Raw genomic sequence first — 23,100 nt, forward strand, 5'->3', positions numbered from 1 at the left:
TCTCTTTCTTTTTTTACCACTTGGCATAGTTAAAATGTTTTGTAAAACCTTAGTTAGTAAGGCTTTTGGTTAATACTTTTTTAATTATTTTACAGCTACTTTAGTTTTTACACCCTCAGTAAATACCTTAGAAGGCTTAAAAGCAGGTATGTTGTGTGCAGGAATCTTAATAGTAGTATTTTTAGAAATGTTTCTACCAGTTTTTTCTGCTCTAGTTTTAATAATAAAACTACCGAAACCTCTTAAATATACATTATCTCCATTCTCTAATGCATCTTTTACTTCGTCCATAAATGCTTCAACAGTCGCTAAAACATCTGCTTTTTCAATTCCACTCTTATCTGAAATTTTAGATACGATATCTGCTTTTGTCATTATAAATATATTTTGTTTATTTTCTTTTAAAAATTGAGGGTGCAAATATATGATAATTAATCTATTCCGAAAAAAATAAGATTAAAAATATCTAAATAAAATATGTTAATTTTGCTGGCACAATTTACATAAATGTCTTTATCTAAACAATTAATTCACTGGTATTTACAGAATAAAAGAGAGCTTCCTTGGAGAAAAACAAAAGATCCGTATCGTGTTTGGTTAAGTGAAATTATGTTACAACAAACTCGCGTAGTACAAGGCTTGCCGTATTTTTTAAAATTTACAGAAGCTTTTCCAATAGTATTTGATTTAGCAAAAGCCGAAGAAAGCGAGGTGTTAAAATTATGGCAAGGTTTGGGGTATTATTCAAGAGCTAGAAACTTACATTTTACAGCTAAATATGTTGCAGAAGAATTGGGAGGAATATTTCCTAAATCGTATAAAGAATTATTACAATTAAAAGGAGTAGGTGATTATACCGCTTCAGCAATTGCTTCTATTTGTTATGATGAACCAGTTGCTGTGGTTGATGGTAATGTGTATAGAGTACTGTCTCGCTATTTTGGAATTGCTACACCTATTAATTCTACAAAAGGAATAAAAGAGTTTAAAGAGTTAGCCCAAACAGTAATTGATGCATCACAACCAGGAGTGTATAATCAAGCTATTATGGATTTTGGTGCTTTACATTGTAAACCTCAAAATCCGTTGTGTAGTGAGTGTCCGATAGCTAATAGTTGTGTGGCGTTGGCAAAAAATAGTACCAAAGAACTTCCTGTAAAGGAAAAGAAAATTAAAATTAAAAAACGATATTTTAATTATTTAGTGCCAGTTACTAATGATAATCAGACGGTTTTAGAAGAGCGAACAGGAAATGGAATCTGGAAAGGGTTGTATCAATTTCCTCTTTTAGAAGCTAAAAATGAAATTGACGAAAAAGAACTAATTAAACACGAGCAGTTTATAAAGTTGTTTCCTAAAGAAACTACAATTTCATTGTTTAACAAAAAAGAGATTATTCATAAATTGTCGCATCAACATTTAGTTACAAAGTTTTGGGTAGTAAAAACTACAAATGTTAGTGAGAATACGATGAGTTGGTCAAAAGTAAAAGAGCAACCTGTGCCAGTGTTGATAGATAAGTTTTTGGAGGAATATTTAAAAGAGGAGCTCTAATTTTTGTATATTTGATTTTACACTAAACTATAATGCTATGGCAGGAACAATTAATAAGGTTATTTTAATAGGACATTTAGGCGATGAAGTTAAAATGCACTATTTTGAAGGAGGAAATTCGATAGGGCGCTTTCCATTAGCTACTAATGAAACCTATACCAATCGTCAAACCGGAGAAAAGGTAACCAATGTTGAATGGCATAATATTGTAGTGCGTAATAAATTGGCTGAAATTTGCGAAAAATATTTAACCAAAGGAGATCGTGTGTATTGCGAAGGTCGTATAAAAACACGTCAGTATGAAGTAGATGGTCAAAAACGATACGCTACCGAAATTCATGTGCAAGACATGACGTTTTTATCTACTAAAAAAGATCCAAATAGTCCTCAACCAGACGTACAGCCAATGCAAGGAAATCCTACACCACCAAGTGTAGCTCCAGAAGAAGATGACGATTTACCATTTTAGTATAATTAAATTTTAAAAATTGGATCCAGAACCCGAACCTTTATTTTTATTATTATCAAGTTTTGATTGGTTAACAACCGTTAACTTTTTGCTGTTACTGCTTTTGTTAATTTGTTCTGCACTAGTTTCAGGAACTGAAGTAGCATTTTTTTCAATCTCTCAAACCGAGTTAGATGAGTTGTCATCAAACTCGAAAGAAAAAAATACAGTAGTAAAATTATTAGATGATCCCAAAAAATTATTAGGTACTATTTTAATTACCAATAACTTTATTAATATTCTTATTGTGTTATTGTTTGCAAACATTGGTAAGGTATTGTTTACAGGGTTAGATTATGAACTAGATTTTTATTTTTTCAATGTTTCTGTGCTTTTTTTGATTGAAATTGTACTGATTACCTTTTTAATTTTGTTGTTCGGAGAAGTATTACCAAAAGTATATGCAAGCAGAAAATCATTACAGTTTGCTGAAATGATGGCAAAACCAATTCAGGTTTTAAACACTTTGTTAACTCCGTTAAGTTCTCCACTTATTAAGTTAACTAGTATTATTGAAAATAGATTAGGGAACAAAAACAACAATCTTTCGGTTGAGCGTTTGTCGCAAGCGTTAGAGTTAACGTCAGATGACGCTACAACCAAAGAAGAACAAAAAATATTAGAAGGAATTGTTAGTTTCGGGAATACCGAAACAGTGCAGATTATGAAGCCTCGAACCGATGTTTGTGCCATTTCAGAAGATGCAAGTTATGAAGAGGTGTTACAAATGATTTTAAAGAATGGTTATTCAAGAAACCCTGTATATCGAGAAAATATGGATACCATTGTTGGTGTGTTGTATGCAAAAGATTTATTGGAACATTTGAATAAAAAGACTTTTAAATGGCAAAACCTATTAAGAGAGGCATTTTTTGTGCCTGAAAACAAAAAGTTAGACGATTTATTAATCGAGTTTCAAGAAAAGAAAAAACACCTTGCAATTGTAGTTGATGAATACGGTGGAACAAGCGGAATTGTAACCTTAGAAGATGTTATTGAGGAAATAGTAGGTGATATTAATGATGAATTTGATGATGAAGATTTAATCTATTCGAAACTTGATGAAAATAATTATATTTTTGAAGGAAAAATAACCATCAAAGATTTTTGCCGCGTCTTAGATGATGAAGATGAAGAGAAATTTGAAGAGGCCAAAGGAGAAAGTGAAACCTTAGCAGGTTTTATTTTAGAAGTTTCAGGAAAGTTTCCTAAAAAAGGCGAAAAAATAAACTTCAGTAATTATACGTTTACTATTGAAGCGTTGGCTAAAAAACGTATAAAACAAGTAAAAGTTACCCGAAATGCGTAAATTCTTTTTGCTGGCATCAGCAATATTTTTGATAAGTTGTAATGAAGAAACCTTACCTAAACCTAAAGCATATTTAAGTTTAGAGTATCCTAGTAAAAGGTATAGTAGAATGCCGTTTCAAAAACCATATTCGTTTGAAACAACTCAAATAACTCAATCTAAAAGCTTACCAAAAAACTGGATAAAAATTGAATATCCAACGTTAAAAGCTTCGGTAGACATTACTTATCGTCCTATTGAAGGAAATTTAAGGGAGTTGTTAATGGAATCTGAAAAATTAGTATTTGAACATGCTATTAAAGCAGATCAAATTACCGCACCTGTGGAATATGTAAACCCAAACACAAAAGTTTACGGAAGTTTGTATCAAATTCTGGGTAATGCAGCTTCACAAGTGCAATTTCACGCAACCGATAGCTCTAAACACTTTTTAAAAGGATCCTTATTCTTTTATACCAAACCAAATTACGATTCTATTTTACCAGCAGTTGAATACATTAAAAATGATATGATTCATATGATGGAAACCTTGGAGTGGGAGAATTAGAAAAGAAATAAAAAAGCTATAATTGTGAAGATATTTTTAAACCTACTTTTTAATACTTCCAAAGGATTAAATCTTCTTGATGAAAAATATGAAGACGATTTATATAGGAAAAGTATTTTTCTCTTTATAGTATTAGGTGTTGTAAGCTATCTTTCAGGGTTTGATCTTATGGAAGAAAGCAGGTTTCTAAAAGGTATATTTATACTTTTTGTAGTTACAATTTTATATGTGTTTTTGGGGTTAATTTATAGTTTTATCTTGTTAAAAATAGGAAGGCTCTTAAAAGGGAAAGCTACATATACTGAAGTTTGTTCTCTTTTTTCATACTCTTTAATGCCTTTTGTCTTGTCGCTAGTATTAATATGGATTATGAATAATGCACATCATTTCTTTTATGAGAATAGGCTTAACATACCTGTTTTAAAAAAACTAATTTTAGTGATTTCTTCACTCTTATCAGTGAAAATTCTTCTACAAGGACTAATTAAATTTAATAATTATTCATTGCTAAAAGGAAGTGTCAATGTCCTATTCTATGTTGCTTTTGTAGCTTATTTATGCTATAAATTGGTTGTTTTTATATAGAAGTATTTTTCCTACTCTGCAACCACAAATAAAATTGTAACCCAAATAAAATAGCGCCTGATAATAAGTGTACAGCTTGAGTTCCTAACGGGAAATCTGCATAGTACATTAAAATACCCGTAATTGTTTCTAAAAAGATTAAGAATACAATCCAGTTTACCAGTTTATAGCCTAAATTTTTCATCTGATTTAAGTAAAATAACCCAAGGTTTACTAATACAATAGCTATAGTAAATGAACGGTGGATGTAAAATTTAAGATTAGGATCCATTAAGCTATAGTGCTTGTTTTCAAACCCGTGTAGTTTTACTTGTTCATCAATAAATTGACGTACTTGTGTTCCTAAAGCAATTTGAATTAAAGAAAATATAGCTGAACTAATAACTAGTTTACTAAACAAAGAGTTGTATTTGTAAGATACTTTTTTACGATCAGAAACAATATAAAGGAGCCATAACAGTAAGGCAATAATTATCAAACCACCAACCATATGAATGGTGATTATTGTAGGTTTTAAGTTAGAGTCTACAACGGTTTTACCAAGCCATGCTTCAAACAGCATTAAAAAGAAAGCTCCAAATGATAAAAGTGTGATTTGCTTATTCTCTTTCCAAAATTTAACCGAAACAAAAATTAAAAACAAAAACGGAATTCCAGCTAAAGCAGAACTTAATCGGTTAATATACTCTGTCCAAGTATGAAATTTATTAAACTTAGCGTAATCGTGTTTAGTGTACTTTTCCCAGTTGTTAGCATTAAATTCATCAGTGGTTTTAATATTATGACCAGCAACAAACAAAGCTTCGTCTTTTACGATAATCATTCCTTTTTTATACTCGTAATTAGGTTGCCAAGTGATTTCTTCTTCAGAAGTTGGCGGAATGTAATATCCGAAACACTTTGGCCAATCAGGACAACCCATTCCTGAACCTGTCATACGAACAACAGAACCAGCTAAAAAAATAACATATACAGCAATTAACGAGATTTTTACAATGAGAGGGAAATGTTTCTTCATGTTACGAAAAATTTTAGCAAAGATACTTAAAAGGCATAAAAAAAGCTCCTAATTTAGGAGCTTTCAATATTGTTTGAATTAACAATTATGCTTTTTTTGTTTCAGCACAACATGCCATAGTACAATCTTCTTTACAAGCTTTTTTTTCAGCTTCCGTTTTTGTACAGCATTCTTTTTTACAATCAGCATCACAAGATTTCTCATCAGCTTTTTTAGTAGTTTCAGAAGCTTTATACATATCACCGCTACCAATTCCTTCAACAAAAGCAATTAAATCTGCTTTGTTTGTTTTGTTTGCATCATACTTTATAGTTGCAATACTGTCGTTAAAAACAACGTTTGCTTCTAAAACACCATCTTTCTTACTTAAATCAGAAGCTATTTTTCTAGCACAACCTATTTCACAAGTCATCCCTGAAATGTTTAATGAAAGTTCTTGTGGATTAGCTTCAGTTACTGTTTCCGTTTTTTGTTCTTGAGCTTCTTCTTTTTTAGCTTCACTTTTACAAGCAATCATTGCTAAACTTACAAAAGCAGCAACAAAAAATATTTTTAAAAATTTCATCATTTTTATTTATTGGGTTATTCAGCAAATTTATTAATAAAATCAAAATTTAAAACATAAATAAACGACTTTTGTTACTAAAATACTTGATAATGAATAAGCAACAACAAAAATGGTTGTTTTTAATTGTGCTTTCGCTGGTTTGGGGAAGTTCTTTTATTTTGATGAAAAAGGCTCTGATTGGTTTAACGCCCGTGCAAGTAGGAGCTTTACGAATGATAATTTCAGCAGTTTTTTTATTGTTAATAGGGTTTAGAAGTATACAAAAAATTGAAAAAAGGCATTGGAAGTATATTGCCATAACTGCCGCTTTAGGAACTTTTTTTCCGGTTTTTTTGTTTGCTTTTGCTATTAACGGAATTGATAGTTCTATCGCAGCTATTTTAAATTCCTTAACACCTTTTAATACTTTTGTATTTGGAGCATTGGTATTTGGTTTTGCTTTTAAAAAGAAACAACTTATTGGGATTTTAGTTGGGTTAATAGGTACCTTGGTTTTGATTTTAAAAGGAGCAGAATTAAACCCGAATCAGAATTATTGGTATGCTTTATTGGTAATTATTGCTTCGATAGGATATGCTTTTAACGTAAATATGATTAAGAAATATTTATCAGATTTAGACGCTTTAGCAATTACGACAGGACATTTTATATTATTATCGATTCCTGCGTTATTAGTGTTGGTTTTTTCTGGTTTTTTCTCAACGTTTGAAGTAACGACAACGACAACAAATGCCTTAGGTTATGTAGCTGTTTTAGCCATTTTTGGAACAGGAATAGCTAAGGTGTTATTTAATAAATTAATACATATTTCTTCTCCTGTATTTTCTTCTTCTGTAACTTATGTGATACCTGTTGTAGCGGTTATGTGGGGAGTTATTGATGGTGAGAAATTGAGTTTTATACAATTCTTTGCTGGCGGAATAATTTTATTAGGTGTTTGGTTGGTAAATAAAGCAAAGTAGTTGTTTTCAATAAAAAAAGAGCCAAAACTTTATGTTTTGACTCTTTTATCTTTTTTTTAAAAGTTTAATTATTATTGGAAATCAGCGTCAGAAACTCCTTCGTTAATTTTGATTTCTTTTACAATAAACTCTAAAGTCATTGGACCATTTTTTTGAATGATTTTATGAGGGAATTTAATTCCATTAACCTCTTTGTAATCTGAAAATACCATAGGCACTTTTACTTCTCCTTGTGGCCCTTGAGCGGTTTTTACTTCTTTAACTTTTAAACCTGATTTTACATCATAAAAAACTTCTTTTTTACCATGTTTAATTACATAAGCATTGTTTCCATCAATAGGTTCAATTCTGTCTAAACTACCAGTTTTATAATTTTTATCAGCAAATGGAGCAGCAGTATTTTTTATTTCTTCTAAATCCTCTTTTGCCATTTCTTTTTTCTGACCATTAACTTCTTGATATCCTTTAGTTCCATCAAAAACTATTTTTTGCATCACATTCCCCATCATAGAAACAGTTACAGAAGATTTGTTAGGAGTTGCGTTTTTTTGTACTAAACTTAATTGCATTCCTTGAATTTTAGCTTCAGAAGAAGTTACTAAAGAGTTTACGTTAGCTATTTTATCTTTTCCACCAACTGCTTTTAAATAATCGTCTATAACACTAGAAGCCGTAACGCCTTTTGGGATAGGTAAGCTCATTGCTGGTTTTTCGGTAGGATTAGCATACGCGTCAAAATAATTGATCTTATACTCTGATGTTTTTTCTAGGTTTTTTAAAACATCAATTCCTTTACCTGTAATAATTACACGAGCTTTATCTCCTCTAAAATATTTAATTGCTGCATTTTGAATGTCATCTAAAGTAACAGAATTAATATTTTCTAAATATTTTTCATAAAAATTACTAGGTAAGTTATAACGAGCAATGTTCAACGCAAAATTAGCTGCTACAGATGGTTTTTGAACGTTACGCACAAAGTTTCCAATATACTCTGCTTTAGAGTTTTTTAATTCTTCTGGAGTTACTTTTTGGTAACGAATTTTATTAATTTCTTTTTGAATTTCTACCACAGCACTATCAGTAACCATATTTCTTACAGCCGCACCTGCTCTAAAAATACCTGCGCTTTTATTTTTATTTTGAGAAATGCTTGAATACGCTCCGTAAGTATATCCTTTATCTTCACGTAAATTCATAAATAAACGAGCAGTACCGCCACCTCCTAAAATATTATTTGCTAATAAAGCTGCGTAATAATCTTTATCACCTAACGTTAAATCAACAGTATTAATTACAGCTACTTGAGATTGTACTGCATTTGGCATGTTGATAAAGTTTATTTCAGTGGTGTTTATATTAGTTGGTACGTTGTAACTAACAGGAGGGATAGCTCCTTTTTTCCAGTCGTTGAATAAATTTTTAACTAATGTTTTTGTTTCTGAAGGGTTAATATCTCCAACTATTACAAGATATGAGTTGTTTGGTTTGTAATAAGTATTGTAATTGTTTTTAACATCTTGTAGTGCAATGTTTTTAATACTTTCTTTAGTAATAAATTCACCGTATGGGTGATTCTTACCATACACTAAAGCATTTTCAACTCTACTAGCAACAGCTTCTACACTTTTTTCACTCGATTTAATTCCCTCTAAAGTACGTTCAATTACTTTATCGAATTCTTCTTGTGTAAACTTAGGGTTTTTAACACCATCAGCCATTAAGCCTAAAACTTCTTCAAAATATTTCGTTAACGACCTTACTGATGCACCATTACTTCTAAACGAAACATTAGCTCCAAGAAAATCAACTCTTTCGTTAAATTCATCTTTAGGTAAATTGGTTGTACCGTTACCTAACATGTCTCCCATAACTTGAGAAACACCTGTTTTATCACCTTCTAAATATATAGGATTATCAATTGTTAATGAAGCAGAAACTCTTGGTAGTTTATGGTTTTCAACCATAATTACCTGTAGGCCATTGCTTAACTTGAATTTTTCGGCTTTTCCTAATTTAATTTGAGGAGCTGGTCCTGGTTTCGGTTGTACACTTCTGTCTATTTGAGCATTTACAGTAAAAGACATGCTTACAACTGCTAATACTGCTATTATTATTTTTTTCATATTGAATGTCTTGAAACTGAATTATTTTTTTGATTCTGGTAAATATTCCATAACCAAACGTTGGTTAGTGTTTAGGTATTTTTTAGCTACCTCTCTAATTTCTTCACGAGTAATTGATCTGTAAATATCAATCTCAGTATTTATTAAGTTAGTATCACCATATAATACATTATAGCGAGCTAATGAATTAGCAATACCTTCAACGCTTGAGTTAGCATTCACAAAATTATTTTCAAACTTATTTTGTAATTTTTGATAATCTTTTTCTGAAATTAAATTTGTTTGAAGTTTAACCACTTCTTCATCAATTTCTTTTACTAAGCTTTGCAAAGAATTGTCTCCTAAAGGTAGTGCAAATAAAATGTAGGTACCGTAATCTTCTTGACTTAAGTTTATAGCACCAGCCTGTAAAGCCATTTTTTTAGTGTCAACTAATTTTTTATAAAGAACCGAGCTTTTACCGCCACTTAAATAAGTAGAAATCATATCTAACACGCGAGCATCTCTAGTTTTCATAGAAGGAGTTCTATAAGCAGCCATAATCGCTGGTATTTGAATATTTGGGTCGTAAGCTTTTGCAAAGAATTCTTTAGTTATTGGGTCTTCTTTAGGAAAACTTCTAACAATATCTTTACCACGAGGAATTGGCTCAAAGTAAGATTTTATAAGACGTTTTGCTTCTTTAACTTCAAAATCTCCAGCAACAACCAAAGTAGCATTGTTAGGAACGTAGTATTTTTTGTTAAATGCTAAAAACTCTTCTAAAGTAGCGGCATCTAAATGTTCCATTTTACCTATGGTAGTTCCTTTGTAAGGGTGTTTTTTAAACATGTTTTTTTTAACATTCTCTAAAAAACGAGAGTAAGGTTGGTTGTCTACTCGTAAACGCTTTTCTTCCTTTACAACTTCATTTTGAGTGTCTACACCTTCTTGACCAATAATAGGATGTAATAAACGTTCAGACTCCATCCATAAGCCTAGTTCTAAATTATTAGATGGAAAAACTTCATAATAATATGTTCTATCGTCGGTGGTGTTAGCATTATTGGTTCCTCCATTAGAAGAAACTATTTTAAACCATTCACCTTTTTTAATGTTTTTGGTACCTTCAAATAACAAATGCTCAAAAAAGTGAGCCATTCCCGTTCTATTTGGTTGCTCATCTTTGGCACCTACATGGTACATGACAGAGGTTGTTACTACAGGAGCAGAATTGTCTTGATGCAAAATAACGTGCATTCCATTGTTTAAATCGTACTCTTCAAACTCAACTTTTTGTGCATTAGCAGAAAGCCCTACTAATAAAGCCGAAGCTAGAGTGATAACTCTTTTTCTCATTGATTGAAATTTAATTTTGGATTGTTTTAATTAGCATATGTGACGTTAAATTATTTCATTTGTTACAGAAATATGAATAGAAATTAGAAAAACTATGTTAAGAGAGTAATTTTCTGATGAATAGATTGTTTCTTGAAGTAAAAAACGTATATTTGCACCCGCATTTTCAACAAGAAAGTGTGAATAAAAGTATAAACGCAAAACAAATAGTATGTACGCAATCGTAGAGATAGCAGGGCAACAGTTTAAAGTAGCTAAAGACCAAAAAGTATACGTACACCGTTTACAAGAGGCAGAAGGATCAAAAGTAACTTTTGATAAAGTAATGCTTGTTGAAGATAACGGAAACGTTACAATTGGCGCCCCAGCTATAGAAGGTGCAGGAGTAACTGCAAAGATTTTAGGTCACTTAAAAGGTGATAAAGTAATCGTTTTCAAAAAGAAAAGAAGAAAAGGTTACAAGAAAAAAAATGGACACAGACAGTATTTAACTGAAATCCAAATTGAAGGAATTGCTACTTCTGGTGTTAAGGCAGCTGCTAAAAAAGAAGCTCCTAAAGCAGAAGCAAAGACTGAATCTAACGATTTAAGTTCTATGACTGTTGCAGAATTAAAAGCTTTAGCTAAAGAACAAGGTATTTCAGGATACACTTCTTTAAAGAAAGCAGAATTAATTGAAGCATTAAGTAAATAATTAACTTTAAAAACTTACAAAGATGGCTCATAAGAAAGGTGTCGGTAGTTCGAAGAACGGTCGTGAATCGGAATCGAAACGATTAGGAGTAAAGATTTTTGGAGGACAAGCTGCTATTGCAGGTAATATTATTGTTCGTCAAAGAGGAACTCAACACAATCCAGGTGAAAATGTTTACATGGGTAAAGATCATACTTTACATGCTAAAGTTGATGGTGTTGTAAAATTCCAAAAGAAAAGAGATAACAAATCATACGTTTCTGTAACTCCATTTGAGGCTTAAGAAACTAACTGATTAGATAAGATAAAAAGCTCAACTATTTTTAGTTGAGCTTTTTTTGTATATAAACCGAACATTAAAATTTATACAAAAAAACACCGCTTAAAAAGCAGTGTTTCATAACTTAATATCATTATTGATTAATCCCCCAATTTATCAATATGATTCCCCTTGTGTATTACGCTACAAATATCAGGGTAAAAAAGCAGTTTTATGAGAGTAGATGTATAAATGGTTGTTTTTTTTGTGTAAATGGTAATTATTTTATGGCTCTGTAAACGTTTGGTTATGCTTTTGTTTAAATCATGACCTATAGATTTTATTTTTAAGATATTATCTGTTACATTTGGTACAAATCTACATACAATGTTAAGAGCAGTAATAGTTGATGATGAACCAAAAGCGATACAAGGCCTTTCATGGGAGTTATCAAATTTTAATGAAGATATAGAAGTTATCGAAACATTTACTGAGGCAGAAAAGGCAATTAAGCATATTAACGAAAACGATATTGATTGTCTTTTTTTAGATATAGAAATGCCTACGATGGATGGTTTTCAGTTGTTAGAAAAACTAGATAACAAAGATTTTGCAATCATAATCACTACAGCTTATAATGAGTATGCTATTAAAGCATTAAAAAATCAAGCTATAGACTATCTTTTAAAACCAATTGACTCTGATGATTTAGAAGAAACTATAGGCAGAATTAAACTTCACCATAAGAAGTATAATAATACAGAGAAGGTTGAAAAAATATTATCTAGCTTCAATAAAAAATTCAACAGAAGAAAAATAACAATAAATACAGATGGAAAATTAGTTTTTTTATCTGAAGATGAAATTTTGTTTGTAGAATCTGACGGGAATTATTCAACAATACATACTTCTGGAAATAAAAAAATTGTAGTAACAAAAAAGCTAAAAGAAATTAATTCGTTATTACCTGAAGATCATTTTTTTAGAATACACAATTCATACATTATTAACTTAAATAAAATCAAAGAGTTTTTAAAATCAGACGGATATGTTGTGTTAGAGAACAACCATAAAATTCCGGTATCTCGTCAAAGAAAATCTGATTTCTTGGAAAAATTTTAGTTTTAAATGAAGCAGTTAGTAATAATCCCTTTTCTTTTTTTTATACTATTTTCTAGTTATGCTCAAAACCATCGAGAAAGTAAGGATAGTCTTATTCAGTTAGCAGTAAATAAAAAGATTGATAATTATTACGAACTATATCGTTTTTTTGAAAAAGGAAGGTTTGACAGAGAAGAAATAGACTTGCTTTTAGGAGAAAGTAAAAAAAACGAATACAAACTTGGTGAGGTTTATGCATACAATTTATTAGGAAGAAGTTACAGAAATAATTCTTTTTTTGATAAGTCTATAGAAAATCATTTAAAAGCTTTAGAACTAGCAAGAGAAATGAATGATGTAAATGCTGAGATTGTTACTCTCAATCAAATAGGAGTAGTTTACAGACGCCAAGACAAGGTTAGAAGTGCTTTAAATTATCATCAAATGGCGTTAGAGCTAGCTGATAAAATAGAGAGACCAGATATAGATACCAAGATAAGTATAAGTATTTCTAACAATAGTATTGGTAATATTTACTTAGCTTTAAAACAATATCAATTAGCATTAGAGAAATTTAAAAAATCAATTTTAATACAAAGTAGAACAGGAGATAAACGAGGGCTAGCAATAAATCATCAGAATATAGGGCTAGCTTTTCAAAACTTAGGAGAAATTGATGCAGCATTAGAACATTACAATAAATCGTTAGAGTATAATATTCAAAATAATTCAAGTATAGGAAAGGTTATTTGTCATACTAGTATTAGTAATGTTTTATTATTACAAGGAAAATATAAAGAAGCTTATGAATATATAAATGAAGTAGTACCTCTTTCAGAAAAAATAGGAAATCAGTATTATACTTCAGAGGTGTATATTACTTTGGGTAACGTACAGTTAAAGTTAGATAGTTTAGATAAAGCAGAAAAGTATTTAGATGAGGGTTTAGCAATAGCTAAAAAACATAAAATTCCCTCAGAAATTAATCAGTCTAATTTATACTTATCTGAGTTGTATGAGAAAAAAAAGGATTATGAAAAAGCATATAATTTTTATAAAAAAGCAATAGAAGGAGAGCGTAAAACATTTAACGATAAAAATATTTCATATGTAAATAACCTTATTAATAAATATGATAATGAGGTAAGCAGAAATAAAATAAAAAGTTTAGCAAAAGAAAATGAAATCGCTAAACTAAAACTACTTCGAAATAGAAACGTTTTAATTATAGCCTTAGTTTCTATAGCAATGTTAGGATTGCTATTATATTCTATGTATAGGCACCGTCTACTTAATAATGATAAGAAAATATTAATGCTAGAACAGGAGGCTTTGAGAATTCAAATGAATCCTCATTTTGTATTTAATGCATTAAACTCAATTAAGTTGTATGTAATAAATAATGAGCAGAAAAATGCAGTTCATTATTTAAATAAATTCTCAAAGTTAATTCGGAGTATTTTAGAGTCTTCATCAGTAAAAGAAGTAACCTTGAGTGAAGAACTTAAAACAATGAGTTTATATATGAGTATAGAGAATATAAGATTATCTAACGAAGTAACTTATATAGAAAAAGTAGACCCAAATGTAAATATAGAAAGGATAAAAGTTCCTCCATTAATATTACAACCTTTTTTAGAAAACTCTATATGGCATGGTTTATCATCTAAAAAAGGTGAGAAGGAAGTAATTTTGTCTGTAAATAAAATATCTGATGAATTCATTCAAATAGATATTATTGATAATGGAATTGGAAGAGATGCAGCTATGAAAATTAGAAAAAATAAATCGCTCAATAGAAGGTCGATAGGAATTGATTTAACCAAAGAAAGACTGCGAAACTTCGCCAATGAATATAAAAACAATTTTTCATTAGATTATTCAGACTTAATTGACGAAAAAGGGAATACAAGTGGAACTAAAGTTACTTTAAAAATACCTATAATTTAAAAATCAAACCGTAACTGTACCCAAACAGGATCTTTTTTCTCTGTATTTAAGTTACTGAAAGAAATACCTAGTAAACGGACAGAGTTGTTAAGAGTATCTTGATACAGTAACTCTTTTACAATAGGATAGAAGTCTTTTTTTAGTTGTAAGTAATGATTGGTGGTTTTACTACGAGTTTGTTGCGTAAAATCGCTGTATTTGATTTTGAGAGTTACCGTTTTACCTTTTGTGTTCGACTTTTTCATTCGACGTTCCAATTCATCCGCAATTTTATTAAGTCGTTCCAACATAAAAACTTCTGAAGATAAGTTTTCTCTAAAAGTTGTTTCAGCAGCAATAGATTTTCTAACGCGATTTGGCTTGACTTCCGAATTATGAATACCTCGAACAATGTTGTAATAATGCAACCCCGATTTCCCAAACAATTTACTGAGTTCGTCTAATGATTTTTGTTTTAAATCTAACCCAGTAAATATGCCTAAGTTGTGCATTTTAGCAGCAGTGACTTTACCTACTCCATAAAATTTATTTACAGGAAGTTGTTCTAAAAACTCTATAACTTCTTCTGGATTAATAGTTTTTTGTCCGTTAGGTTTGTTAATGTCAGAAGCTACTTTTGCTATAAATTTGTTGATTGATATTCCTGCAGAAGCTCGTAACTCTAATTCCTCCCATATTCGCTGACGAATTTCCTGAGCAATCATACTTGCTGAAGGATTTCCTTTTTTGTTTTCAGTAACATCTAAATACGCCTCATCTAATGATAAAGGCTCAACCAAATCAGTGTAATCATAAAATATTTTTCTAATTTTTGAAGAAATTTCTTTGTAGCGATCAAACCTTGGAGGAACAAAAATAATATGCGGACATTTTTGTTTAGCTAAAACACCACTCATAGCAGAACGAACCCCAAACTTTCTAGCTTCATAGCTTGCCGCCGAAACGACACCACGTATTTCACTCCCCCCAACTGCAACAGGTTTTCCTTTTAATTCAGGATTATCCAATTGCTCTACTGATGCATAAAAGGCATCCATATCTACGTGAATAATTTTACGAAAAGGAGGTTGTAATTCCATTCTGTAAAAATAACAAAAGCTCTCTTACGAGGGCTTTTGTTAGTCTTGATTCTTTTTTCTAACAGCGAAGAGGGTCTTTTCTCTAAAACTATACTTGTTTTACTTCAATTATTTTAACAGGACATGCCTTTTTAGCTTCATGAGAGGCTTCAAAAATACTGTCGTCGTGAGACTTTATGGTAAAGAAACCTTTCTTTTCTGCGGAATGTAATAAAACAGATTTACCGTCTTTTTTCGACATTTGAAATTGTGCTGGAGCTAACTCCACGCAATAATTACAACCAATACATTTGTTTCTTTGTAAGGTAATTACAACCATTAGTTTTTAGCAAATTCAGTTTTTACAATTTTGTATAATTTGTCTGAAGGACGAATTCTGAAATCTAATTTCATCGTAACTTCATCACCTTTGGTAGCAGTTTGTGCTTCTTTGTCGTTTACAAACATACTTTTTAATTCCATTTCTTGAGCACCTGTAGTAGGTCCAGTAATTAAAATGGTATCACCTACAGCTAAATCGTATGCTTCAATTTTAAATTCACCAATTTTAGCCTTAGGGAAATAATGCATTCCTTTTCCTAAATATACTTTCTTTTGAGTAGCATGCGAACCAGGTTCTTTACTCCACTCACCTAATTTCTGACCTAAATAATACCCGTTCCAAAAACCACGATTATATACTTTTTCCAGTTCTTGCATCCAGCTAATCACCTTTTCTTTATCGTAGGTTCCGTCATATAAACTATCAATAGCATCACGGTAGCACTTAATAACTTTAGCTACATATTCAGGAGCACGACCACGACCTTCAATCTTCAATACTTTAATACCAGCATCTGCAACTTGGTCTAAGAAATCGATGGTACATAAATCTTTTGGAGACATGATATACTCATTGTCTAGTTCCATTTCAAAACCAGATTCCTGATCGATTACCGTATATTTTTTACGACAATTTTGTTTGCAGGCTCCTCTGTTTGCTGATGAGTTGTGTGAGTGTAAACTCATATAACATTTCCCAGAAACCGCCATACAAAGTGCACCGTGACCAAAAATTTCAATTTCTAACAAACGACCAGAAGGTCCTTTGATTTCTTCTTTTTCAATCTGCTCTGTAATCTTTTTTACCTGACGTAAACTCAATTCTCTACTCAACACCACAGTATCAGCAAACATTGCATAAAACTTAACTGTTTCGATGTTGGTAATATTAATTTGAGTAGAAATATGAACCTCCATACCTTCAGCTCTAGCCATTGCAATTACAGCTTGATCCATTGCGATTACGGCAGTAATATTAGCTTCTTTAGCTCTTTTGATTAAGGTTTTTACGATAGATAAATCATGATCGTATACAATAGTGTTTAATGTTAAATACGTACGAACATTTTTCTCAGTACATCTACGAGAAATTTCTTCTAAATCATCTAAGGTAAAATTGATAGATGCTCGAGCACGCATATTTAATTGCTCTACACCAAAGTATATAGAATCACATCCATTATCTAAAGCTGCTTGTAACGATTCAAAATTACCAGCAGGAGCCATTAACTCAATCTTTTGCATTACTTTTTAAATTTTAAAGCTTCTGAACGTCCTTTTTTAAATATTTTATTACTTGCGTGTTTTCCTTTACGCAATTCTTTTTGTTCTTCGTAAGGTAAATGAATGATTTCTTGACATTCAGGAGAACATGTATTTTCCATTTTTTCAGCACATTCATCACACTGAATAAATAGTAAGTGACAACCTTCGTTAGCACAGTTAGTATGTGTATCGCAAGGTTTTCCGCATTGGTGGCAATTAGCAATTACATCATCAGAAATCTTTTCAGCTCTTCTATGGTCAAAAACAAAATTTTTTCCTAAAAATTTGTTCTCTAAACCTTCTGATTTTACTTGACGTGTATATTCAATAATTCCTCCTTCTAACTGAAATACATTTTTAAAACCTTTATGTTTATAGTAAGCAGATGCTTTTTCACATCGAATACCACCTGTACAATACATTAATAAGTTTTTGTCTTCTTTATGGTCTTTTAAATCTTCTTCAATAAGATCTAAAGAATCTCTAAACGTATCAACATCTGGAGTTATAGCCCCATCGAAATGCCCAATTTCACTTTCGTAATGGTTACGCATATCTACACAAACAGTATTAGGGTTTGCTAGCATTTCATTAAATTCTTTCGCGTTTAGGTGCACTCCTTTATCAGTAACATCAAAAGTGTCATCATTTAATCCGTCAGCAACGATCTTGTTACGAACTTTTACTTTTAGTTTTAAAAAGGATTTGTTGTCGTGTTCAATAGCCACGTTTAAACGAATTCCTTTTAAAAAAGAAATACTATCTAATTGATCTTTTAAAGCTAAAAAGTTTTCAGATGGTACAGATATTTGAGCATTGATTCCTTCGTAAGAAACATACGTTCTTCCTAAAACATCTAGCTCATTCCACTCAAGGAATAATTTATTTCTAAATAAAGTTGGATTTTCTATCTTGTGGTATTGATAGAATGAAATGGTAATACGGTCTTTACCCGCATCGTCTATTAATTTAGCGCGTTCTTCGGCGCTTAACTTGTTGTACAGTTGCATGCTATACTTTTTTAAGTTAAACAAATATGTTGTGATTTTAATAAAAAACCGGTGCAAATGTACTGATTTTTTGAGTTTTACTGTTTAAAACAATACTTTTTAACGAAAAGTGATATAATTTTAAACTTTAACGTATTTTTTTACATAAACGAGATACAACCAATTTAATTTTTTTAAACCTTTGTGGCATACAAACAATTAATTTTATACTCAAATAGTAAAAAGATGAGAGTAGCAGTAGTAGGCGCTACCGGTATGGTAGGTAATGTAATGTTACAAGTTTTAGCAGAACGCAATTTTCCGGTAACAGAGTTAATTCCTGTTGCTTCGGAGCGTTCGGTAGGAAATAAAATAGAATTTCAAGGAAAGAATTACTCAGTGGTTGGTTTAGAAACTGCTGTAGCAATGCAGCCAGATATTGCATTGTTTTCTGCAGGAGGAGATACTTCTTTAGAATGGGCTCCTAAGTTTGCTGAAGCAGGTACGACGGTAATAGATAATTCTTCAGCGTGGAGAATGGATCCAACAAAAAAACTAGTGGTTCCAGAAATTAATGGAGATGTATTAACAAGCGAAGATAAAATTATTGCAAATCCTAACTGTTCAACTATTCAGTTAGTAATGGCTTTGGCACCATTACATAAAGAATATAACATGAAACGTGTTGTGATTTCAACTTATCAGTCAGTTTCAGGAACAGGTGTAAAAGCTGTTCAGCAATTAGATAATGAAGAAGCTGGAGTTGAAGGAGAAATGGCGTACCCACATCCAATTGGAAGAAATGCATTACCTCATTGCGATGTATTCTTAGAAAATGGATATACGAAAGAAGAAATGAAGCTTGTAAAAGAACCTAAAAAGATTTTACGTGACGATTCCTTTGCTGTTACAGCAACAGCTGTAAGAATTCCAACAGCCGGTGGACATTCTGAGTCGGTTAATGTACAATTTGAAAACGATTTTGAATTGGAAAAAGTACGAGAGTTACTTGATAAAACTGATGGTGTGGTTGTACAAGATGATGTACAAAATAATGTATACCCTATGCCTATTTTAGCAAATAACAAGGATGAGGTTTTCGTGGGCAGAATTAGAAGAGATGAATCTCAGCCAAATACTTTAAATATGTGGATTGTTGCAGATAATCTTCGCAAAGGAGCTGCAACCAATACAATTCAAATAGCAGAATATTTAGTAGCTAATAATTTGGTAAAATCATCGGTTACTACTTAATCATAAAGTATAATAATACATTAAAAATCCTGTGCTTACAAGCACAGGATTTTTATTTTTGAAGTATGAACAGAGAACAAATAATACAGAATACCATTGAATTTGTAAAAGAAACTTTACAAGGAGCTGAAGGGGGACATGATTTTTTTCATATTGAACGAGTATATAAGAATGCATTGTTGATAGCAAAAGATGAAAATGTAGATGTGTTTGTAGTTTCTTTGGGGGCGTTACTACATGATATAGCTGATAGTAAGTTTTACGATGGAGATGAAATGATTGGGCCTAAAAAAGCACGATCTTTTCTTGAAAGACAACAGGTTTCAGAAGAAATAATAACACATATAGAAAAGATTATTATAAACATTTCTTTTAAAGGAGGGAATTTTAACCAAAAGTTTACATCACCAGAGTTGGATGTGATTCAAGATGCTGACCGATTGGATGCTATTGGAGCTATTGGTATTGCTCGTTGTTTTAATTATGGTGGATTCAAAAATAGAGAACTCTATAATCCGGAGATTGCTCCAAATTTAAACATGACGAAAGAGGAATATAAAAAGTCTACAGCTCCTACTATTAATCATTTTTATGAAAAATTATTGCTATTGAAAGATAAAATGAATACTCAAACAGGAAAAGTTATTGCTGAACAAAGACATGTCTATATGGAAGGTTTTTTAAATCAATTCTATAATGAATGGAATGGAGAGGGTTAGGTTTTTTTTAATTAATAATGTAAAAATATGGTTGTTTTAATAAAAAATTCACGTTAAAATTTGGTTATTATTGAAATTAATATATATTTGCTTCAGTTAATAACCCCTAGCTTATTAATGTAATCCCCTTATTGTAAAAAAAGCATCTAAACTCAGTTTAGATGCTTTTTTTGTTTGTATGATATGGTTGTTATTTTCCAGGAAAATTTGGTTTACGTTTCTCTAAAAAAGCAGTAGTTCCTTCTTTAAAATCTTCGGTACCAAAGCAGTTTCCAAACCCTGTAATTTCGCTTTCAAAACCATTTACACCATCTTTAAAATTATCGTTTACGGCTTTAATTGCTGCGCTGATTGCAACAGAAGAGTTGCGCATAATTTTAGAGGCTATTTTTTCAGCTAAAGGAAGTAACTCTTCCTGTGATGTTACATGGTTAACCAAACCAGCGTCTTTTGCTTCCTCAGCAGAAATCATACCTGCTGTCATGATTAACTCCATGGCTTTTCCTTTACCTACTAATTGAGGTAAGCGTTGCGTTCCACCATACCCAGGAATAACTCCTAAAGATACTTCTGGTAAGCCCATTTTAGCATTATCAGAAGCGATTCTAAAATGACAAGCCATAGCTAATTCTAATCCTCCTCCTAAAGCAAAACCATTTACAGCGGCAATAACAGGGGTAGATAGGTTTTCAACAAAATCAAATAAAATTTCTTGTCCTTTTTTTGCTAACATTCCTCCTTCTTCAACAGAAAAATGAGCAAATTCAGAAATGTCTGCACCAGCAACAAAAGCTTTTTCGCCACTTCCAGTAATGATAATTACTTTAATTGCTGAATCATTCTCCAAAGCTTTAAAAGCATTGTGTAATTCTTCAATTGTTGCTTTGTTTAAAGCGTTTAATTTTTTTGGTCTGTTAATGGTAACAGTTGCTAATCCGTTGTCTTGTTCAACTAAAATATTTTTAAAATTCATGATACTATTTATGTTTTTGGTAAAATTACGGTAAAAACGGTTCCTACTCCTTTGGTTGAAGTCAAAGAAATAGATCCGTCATACGCTTCAATAATATTTTTTATCATCGATAAACCTAGCCCCATACCACTTGTTTTTGTGGTGAATTTAGGTTCGAAAACAAGTTCTTTGTTTTTTTCGCTAATTCCCTTACCGTTATCAGAAACCGTAATTTTAACACTGTTACCTTCTGAAGCTACTTTTACTTCTATTTTAGGATTTTTATCAGTTTCTTTTATTGCTTGTATAGAGTTTTTAACCAAGTTGGTAACAATTCGTATTAATTGTGTTTTATCAAGACTGGCGTAAAGCTCTTCTTCTTGAGGAAGGTATTCTATATAATCTTCGGTGAAGATATCTAATGAATGCTTAACAACATCAACAACATTTATTTTTTCACGACGCTGTGTTGGCATTTTAGCAAAGTCAGAAAAGGCAGAGGCAATAGAGCTCATTACATCAATTTGTTGAATAAGAGTTTCGCTATATTCAGACATCTTTTCTTTTATATTTGGATCGTTTGGGTCAAATTTTCTTTCAAAACTTTGAACTGATAAACGCATTGGAGTAAGCGGATTTTTAATTTCATGTGCTACTTGTTTTGCCATTTCTCTCCAAGCTTGTTCACGTTCACTTTTAGCAAGTCTAGCAGCACTGTCTTCTAACTGATCTATCATGTTATTGTAGGCGGCTACTAATGAATTAATCTCTGAACTGGCTGAGTTTAACGTAATTTTTTCGTTGCGTTTATTTAAGCGTGTTTCTTTAATTTTTTCTGAAATTGTTTGAATAGAACGCGTAATATATGTTGATAAGAAATAAGCTAAAACAATAGCAATGATGAGCATTAATAAATACACTAATGACAAACGCGAAATAAATTCGCGAAGTTCGTTCTGTTGCTCTTCGTTGTCTTGAGCAATTTGTAGTTCTAGTATTCCAATTCGTTTAAAACGAGGATCATTAATATATGAGTACGAAGATTGGTAAGTAATTCCTTTTTCGGTTCTACTTTTTAAAATTTTATGATTAGAGTTATTAGCAAGATCCTTTATGGTTTCTTTGGGTAGATTTGAACCCTCTTTTTTGTCGAAATTATAAGGAATGGAAGACTTTAATAAGTTACCCTCCATATCATACATCGAAACCGTAAGCTTATGTACATAGGCAATGTCATAAATTCTGTCTTGAAATATTTTAGATAAATTTTGAGTTGTTACAGGGTAAGTTGTTCTGCGTTTTAACTCTATTTCTATGTCTTGTTTTGTTGAGAACTCTTTACGTTCAAACCTTGATATATTATAATCTTTAGTTTGTTCGTCGTATTGATAAATTGTAACCAATACAATTAAAATAGAAGCCAATAATACTAAAAGTATCATTGACAAGAATATTCTAATTCGTAGCGATATGTTGTTGAAAATAGGCAAACTTATAATTTAATTTTTTTAGTTTTCATTAATAGAGTATCGTCCTTTTCACCATCGTTATCCCAATCGTAAGTAGAGGTAGCTTCAAAGCCGTTTTTAGCTATTTTTATTGTGTACCAAGCTTGTACCTGATTTCCTAAATACAAATAATCTACAAACAAACTATCTCCCTTAGTTTTCCATTTCCCAGCGGTTTCACCTACTTTTTTTCCGTCAGGTTGTACGAACCAAGCAGCAAAGGTTCCATCATTTTTATAAGAAGATTGCGCTTTTCCTGATTCTGGTTTGCTAAAATCGTCTTCAAAAACAGAAGTACTATCAGTATCGTTAGCTGTTAAATATTCTATTTTTAAATAGGTTGTTTCCCAATTACCAATCAAATAATTTTTCAGCAAAGGTTTTGTTGAAGTTATTTCGTCCACTTTTTCGTTGCTTTTTTTTTCTTGTTTACATGCGGCAAAAAACATTCCGAAAATTAATGTTGCAATAAAATATTGTGTTCTCATAACTA

24 protein-coding genes are annotated in these 23,100 nt (G+C 31.2%); 12 read left to right on the plus strand and 12 right to left on the minus strand.

Features of this window, described 5'->3' with window-relative positions:
- Positions 1-84: 84 nt before the first annotated feature.
- A complete protein-coding gene (locus N534_RS0106335; protein ID WP_028891679.1) occupies positions 85-375 on the minus strand; it encodes an HU family DNA-binding protein in 291 nt (96 codons plus the stop codon).
- A gap of 132 nt (positions 376-507) precedes the next feature.
- On the opposite strand from N534_RS0106335, the gene mutY reads away from it, so the two are divergent.
- Genes mutY through N534_RS0106360 form a run of 5 tightly spaced genes read left to right on the plus strand, consistent with a single transcriptional unit; the run spans position 508 to position 4,503 of the window.
- Positions 508-1,554: an A/G-specific adenine glycosylase gene (gene mutY, locus N534_RS0106340; RefSeq protein ID WP_028891680.1), complete on the plus strand. Its 1,047-nt coding sequence runs from the start codon at positions 508-510 to the stop codon at positions 1,552-1,554.
- Positions 1,555-1,591: 37 nt separating this feature from the next.
- Complete coding sequence (locus tag N534_RS0106345; RefSeq protein ID WP_028891681.1) at positions 1,592-2,023, plus strand: single-stranded DNA-binding protein; 432 nt, start codon at positions 1,592-1,594, stop codon at positions 2,021-2,023.
- A 19-nt stretch (positions 2,024-2,042) separates the two neighbouring features.
- Positions 2,043-3,371: a gliding motility-associated protein GldE gene (gene gldE / locus N534_RS0106350; RefSeq protein WP_028891682.1), complete on the plus strand. Its 1,329-nt coding sequence runs from the start codon at positions 2,043-2,045 to the stop codon at positions 3,369-3,371.
- On the plus strand, positions 3,364-3,918 hold the full coding sequence (gldD, locus tag N534_RS0106355; protein WP_028891683.1) for a gliding motility lipoprotein GldD: 555 nt from the start codon (positions 3,364-3,366) through the stop codon (positions 3,916-3,918). The genes gldE and gldD overlap by 8 nt, the downstream gene beginning before the upstream one ends.
- Before the next feature lie 24 nt (positions 3,919-3,942).
- Positions 3,943-4,503, plus strand: a complete 561-nt coding sequence (locus N534_RS0106360; RefSeq protein ID WP_028891684.1) for a YIP1 family protein — start codon at positions 3,943-3,945, stop codon at positions 4,501-4,503.
- Here N534_RS0106360 and N534_RS0106365 read toward each other — a convergent pair.
- Both N534_RS0106365 and N534_RS14500 read right to left on the minus strand, forming a co-directional pair.
- The gene (locus N534_RS0106365; RefSeq protein WP_028891685.1) at positions 4,496-5,521 is read right to left on the minus strand and encodes a heme A synthase; all 1,026 of its coding nucleotides are present in this window, start codon (positions 5,519-5,521) and stop codon (positions 4,496-4,498) included. The genes N534_RS0106360 and N534_RS0106365 overlap by 8 nt on opposite strands.
- An 85-nt stretch (positions 5,522-5,606) precedes the next feature.
- A complete protein-coding gene (locus N534_RS14500; protein WP_051435858.1) occupies positions 5,607-6,089 on the minus strand; it encodes a cation transporter in 483 nt (160 codons plus the stop codon).
- A gap of 89 nt (positions 6,090-6,178) precedes the next feature.
- Here N534_RS14500 and N534_RS0106375 point away from each other — a divergent pair, with 89 nt between their 5' ends.
- Entirely contained in the window at positions 6,179-7,051 is an 873-nt protein-coding gene (locus N534_RS0106375) for a DMT family transporter (protein ID WP_028891686.1), read from the plus strand.
- Positions 7,052-7,122: 71 nt separating this feature from the next.
- On the opposite strand, the gene N534_RS0106380 is transcribed toward N534_RS0106375, so the two are convergent.
- Positions 7,123-9,177 (minus strand): insulinase family protein, encoded by a 2,055-nt coding sequence (locus N534_RS0106380; RefSeq protein ID WP_028891687.1) that lies wholly within the window; start codon positions 9,175-9,177, stop codon positions 7,123-7,125.
- 21 nt (positions 9,178-9,198) lie between these two features.
- On the minus strand, positions 9,199-10,515 hold the full coding sequence (locus N534_RS0106385) for a pitrilysin family protein (protein WP_028891688.1): 1,317 nt from the start codon (positions 10,513-10,515) through the stop codon (positions 9,199-9,201).
- Between the two features lie 211 nt (positions 10,516-10,726).
- On the opposite strand from N534_RS0106385, the gene rplU reads away from it, so the two are divergent.
- The 4 genes from rplU (at position 10,727) to N534_RS14505 (ending at position 14,519) form a co-directional block, all read left to right on the plus strand.
- Positions 10,727-11,209, plus strand: a complete 483-nt coding sequence (gene rplU / locus N534_RS0106390) for a 50S ribosomal protein L21 (RefSeq protein ID WP_028891689.1) — start codon at positions 10,727-10,729, stop codon at positions 11,207-11,209.
- A 22-nt stretch (positions 11,210-11,231) separates the two neighbouring features.
- Positions 11,232-11,492, plus strand: coding sequence for a 50S ribosomal protein L27 (rpmA, locus tag N534_RS0106395; protein WP_028891690.1), 261 nt, complete (start codon positions 11,232-11,234; stop codon positions 11,490-11,492).
- A gap of 363 nt (positions 11,493-11,855) precedes the next feature.
- Positions 11,856-12,590 (plus strand): LytTR family DNA-binding domain-containing protein, encoded by a 735-nt coding sequence (locus N534_RS0106400; RefSeq protein WP_028891691.1) that lies wholly within the window; start codon positions 11,856-11,858, stop codon positions 12,588-12,590.
- 6 nt (positions 12,591-12,596) lie between these two features.
- Positions 12,597-14,519 carry a tetratricopeptide repeat protein gene (locus N534_RS14505; protein ID WP_051435859.1) on the plus strand — a complete coding sequence of 641 codons (1,923 nt, stop codon included), beginning with the start codon at positions 12,597-12,599 and terminating at the stop codon, positions 14,517-14,519.
- Here N534_RS14505 and dinB read toward each other — a convergent pair.
- The 4 genes from dinB to N534_RS0106425 form a co-directional block, all read right to left on the minus strand.
- Entirely contained in the window at positions 14,516-15,598 is a 1,083-nt protein-coding gene (gene dinB / locus N534_RS0106410; protein ID WP_028891692.1) for a DNA polymerase IV, read from the minus strand. The two genes, N534_RS14505 and dinB, sit on opposite strands and share 4 nt — an antisense overlap.
- 88 nt (positions 15,599-15,686) lie before the next feature.
- Entirely contained in the window at positions 15,687-15,917 is a 231-nt protein-coding gene (locus tag N534_RS0106415; RefSeq protein WP_028891693.1) for a ferredoxin, read from the minus strand.
- Positions 15,917-17,164: a peptidase U32 family protein gene (locus tag N534_RS0106420; RefSeq protein WP_028891694.1), complete on the minus strand. Its 1,248-nt coding sequence runs from the start codon at positions 17,162-17,164 to the stop codon at positions 15,917-15,919. Before N534_RS0106420 ends, N534_RS0106415 begins: the two co-directional genes overlap by 1 nt.
- Positions 17,164-18,195, minus strand: coding sequence for a rhodanese-related sulfurtransferase (locus N534_RS0106425; protein WP_028891695.1), 1,032 nt, complete (start codon positions 18,193-18,195; stop codon positions 17,164-17,166). The genes N534_RS0106420 and N534_RS0106425 overlap by 1 nt, the downstream gene beginning before the upstream one ends.
- Before the next feature lie 225 nt (positions 18,196-18,420).
- Between N534_RS0106425 and N534_RS0106430 the strand changes: the two genes are divergently transcribed.
- Positions 18,421-19,428, plus strand: coding sequence for an aspartate-semialdehyde dehydrogenase (locus tag N534_RS0106430; RefSeq protein WP_028891696.1), 1,008 nt, complete (start codon positions 18,421-18,423; stop codon positions 19,426-19,428).
- Positions 19,429-19,493: 65 nt separating this feature from the next.
- Complete coding sequence (locus tag N534_RS0106435; protein ID WP_028891697.1) at positions 19,494-20,147, plus strand: HD domain-containing protein; 654 nt, start codon at positions 19,494-19,496, stop codon at positions 20,145-20,147.
- Between the two features lie 190 nt (positions 20,148-20,337).
- On the opposite strand, the gene N534_RS0106440 is transcribed toward N534_RS0106435, so the two are convergent.
- Genes N534_RS0106440 through N534_RS0106450 form a run of 3 tightly spaced genes read right to left on the minus strand, consistent with a single transcriptional unit; the run spans position 20,338 to position 23,095 of the window.
- Positions 20,338-21,120: an enoyl-CoA hydratase/isomerase family protein gene (locus tag N534_RS0106440; RefSeq protein WP_028891698.1), complete on the minus strand. Its 783-nt coding sequence runs from the start codon at positions 21,118-21,120 to the stop codon at positions 20,338-20,340.
- Positions 21,121-21,128: 8 nt separating this feature from the next.
- Positions 21,129-22,541: an ATP-binding protein gene (locus N534_RS0106445; protein WP_028891699.1), complete on the minus strand. Its 1,413-nt coding sequence runs from the start codon at positions 22,539-22,541 to the stop codon at positions 21,129-21,131.
- Between the two features lie 50 nt (positions 22,542-22,591).
- Positions 22,592-23,095, minus strand: a complete 504-nt coding sequence (locus N534_RS0106450) for a hypothetical protein (protein ID WP_028891700.1) — start codon at positions 23,093-23,095, stop codon at positions 22,592-22,594.
- Positions 23,096-23,100 lie beyond the last annotated feature (5 nt).

It is taken from the genome of Tenacibaculum sp. 47A_GOM-205m (genome assembly GCF_000518405.1).
Classification (GTDB): Bacteria; Bacteroidota; Bacteroidia; order Flavobacteriales; family Flavobacteriaceae; genus Polaribacter; species Polaribacter lutimaris.

Bases quoted from the DNA above. Each gene is read 5' to 3' on its own strand.
- N534_RS0106335 (WP_028891679.1), bottom strand. From the start codon at position 375: ATGACAAAAGCAGATATCGTATCTAAAATTTCAGATAAGAGTGGAATT.
- mutY (WP_028891680.1), top strand. From the start codon at position 508: ATGTCTTTATCTAAACAATTAATTCACTGGTATTTACAGAATAAAAGA.
- N534_RS0106345 (WP_028891681.1), top strand. From the start codon at position 1,592: ATGGCAGGAACAATTAATAAGGTTATTTTAATAGGACATTTAGGCGAT.
- gldD (WP_028891683.1), top strand. From the start codon at position 3,364: ATGCGTAAATTCTTTTTGCTGGCATCAGCAATATTTTTGATAAGTTGT.
- N534_RS0106365 (WP_028891685.1), bottom strand. From the start codon at position 5,521: ATGAAGAAACATTTCCCTCTCATTGTAAAAATCTCGTTAATTGCTGTA.
- N534_RS14500 (WP_051435858.1), bottom strand. From the start codon at position 6,089: ATGATGAAATTTTTAAAAATATTTTTTGTTGCTGCTTTTGTAAGTTTA.
- N534_RS0106375 (WP_028891686.1), top strand. From the start codon at position 6,179: ATGAATAAGCAACAACAAAAATGGTTGTTTTTAATTGTGCTTTCGCTG.
- N534_RS0106380 (WP_028891687.1), bottom strand. From the start codon at position 9,177: ATGAAAAAAATAATAATAGCAGTATTAGCAGTTGTAAGCATGTCTTTT.
- N534_RS0106385 (WP_028891688.1), bottom strand. From the start codon at position 10,515: ATGAGAAAAAGAGTTATCACTCTAGCTTCGGCTTTATTAGTAGGGCTT.
- rplU (WP_028891689.1), top strand. From the start codon at position 10,727: ATGTACGCAATCGTAGAGATAGCAGGGCAACAGTTTAAAGTAGCTAAA.
- rpmA (WP_028891690.1), top strand. From the start codon at position 11,232: ATGGCTCATAAGAAAGGTGTCGGTAGTTCGAAGAACGGTCGTGAATCG.
- N534_RS0106400 (WP_028891691.1), top strand. From the start codon at position 11,856: ATGTTAAGAGCAGTAATAGTTGATGATGAACCAAAAGCGATACAAGGC.
- N534_RS14505 (WP_051435859.1), top strand. From the start codon at position 12,597: ATGAAGCAGTTAGTAATAATCCCTTTTCTTTTTTTTATACTATTTTCT.
- dinB (WP_028891692.1), bottom strand. From the start codon at position 15,598: ATGGAATTACAACCTCCTTTTCGTAAAATTATTCACGTAGATATGGAT.
- N534_RS0106415 (WP_028891693.1), bottom strand. From the start codon at position 15,917: ATGGTTGTAATTACCTTACAAAGAAACAAATGTATTGGTTGTAATTAT.
- N534_RS0106420 (WP_028891694.1), bottom strand. From the start codon at position 17,164: ATGCAAAAGATTGAGTTAATGGCTCCTGCTGGTAATTTTGAATCGTTA.
- N534_RS0106425 (WP_028891695.1), bottom strand. From the start codon at position 18,195: ATGCAACTGTACAACAAGTTAAGCGCCGAAGAACGCGCTAAATTAATA.
- N534_RS0106430 (WP_028891696.1), top strand. From the start codon at position 18,421: ATGAGAGTAGCAGTAGTAGGCGCTACCGGTATGGTAGGTAATGTAATG.
- N534_RS0106435 (WP_028891697.1), top strand. From the start codon at position 19,494: ATGAACAGAGAACAAATAATACAGAATACCATTGAATTTGTAAAAGAA.
- N534_RS0106440 (WP_028891698.1), bottom strand. From the start codon at position 21,120: ATGAATTTTAAAAATATTTTAGTTGAACAAGACAACGGATTAGCAACT.
- N534_RS0106445 (WP_028891699.1), bottom strand. From the start codon at position 22,541: ATGATACTTTTAGTATTATTGGCTTCTATTTTAATTGTATTGGTTACA.
- N534_RS0106450 (WP_028891700.1), bottom strand. From the start codon at position 23,095: ATGAGAACACAATATTTTATTGCAACATTAATTTTCGGAATGTTTTTT.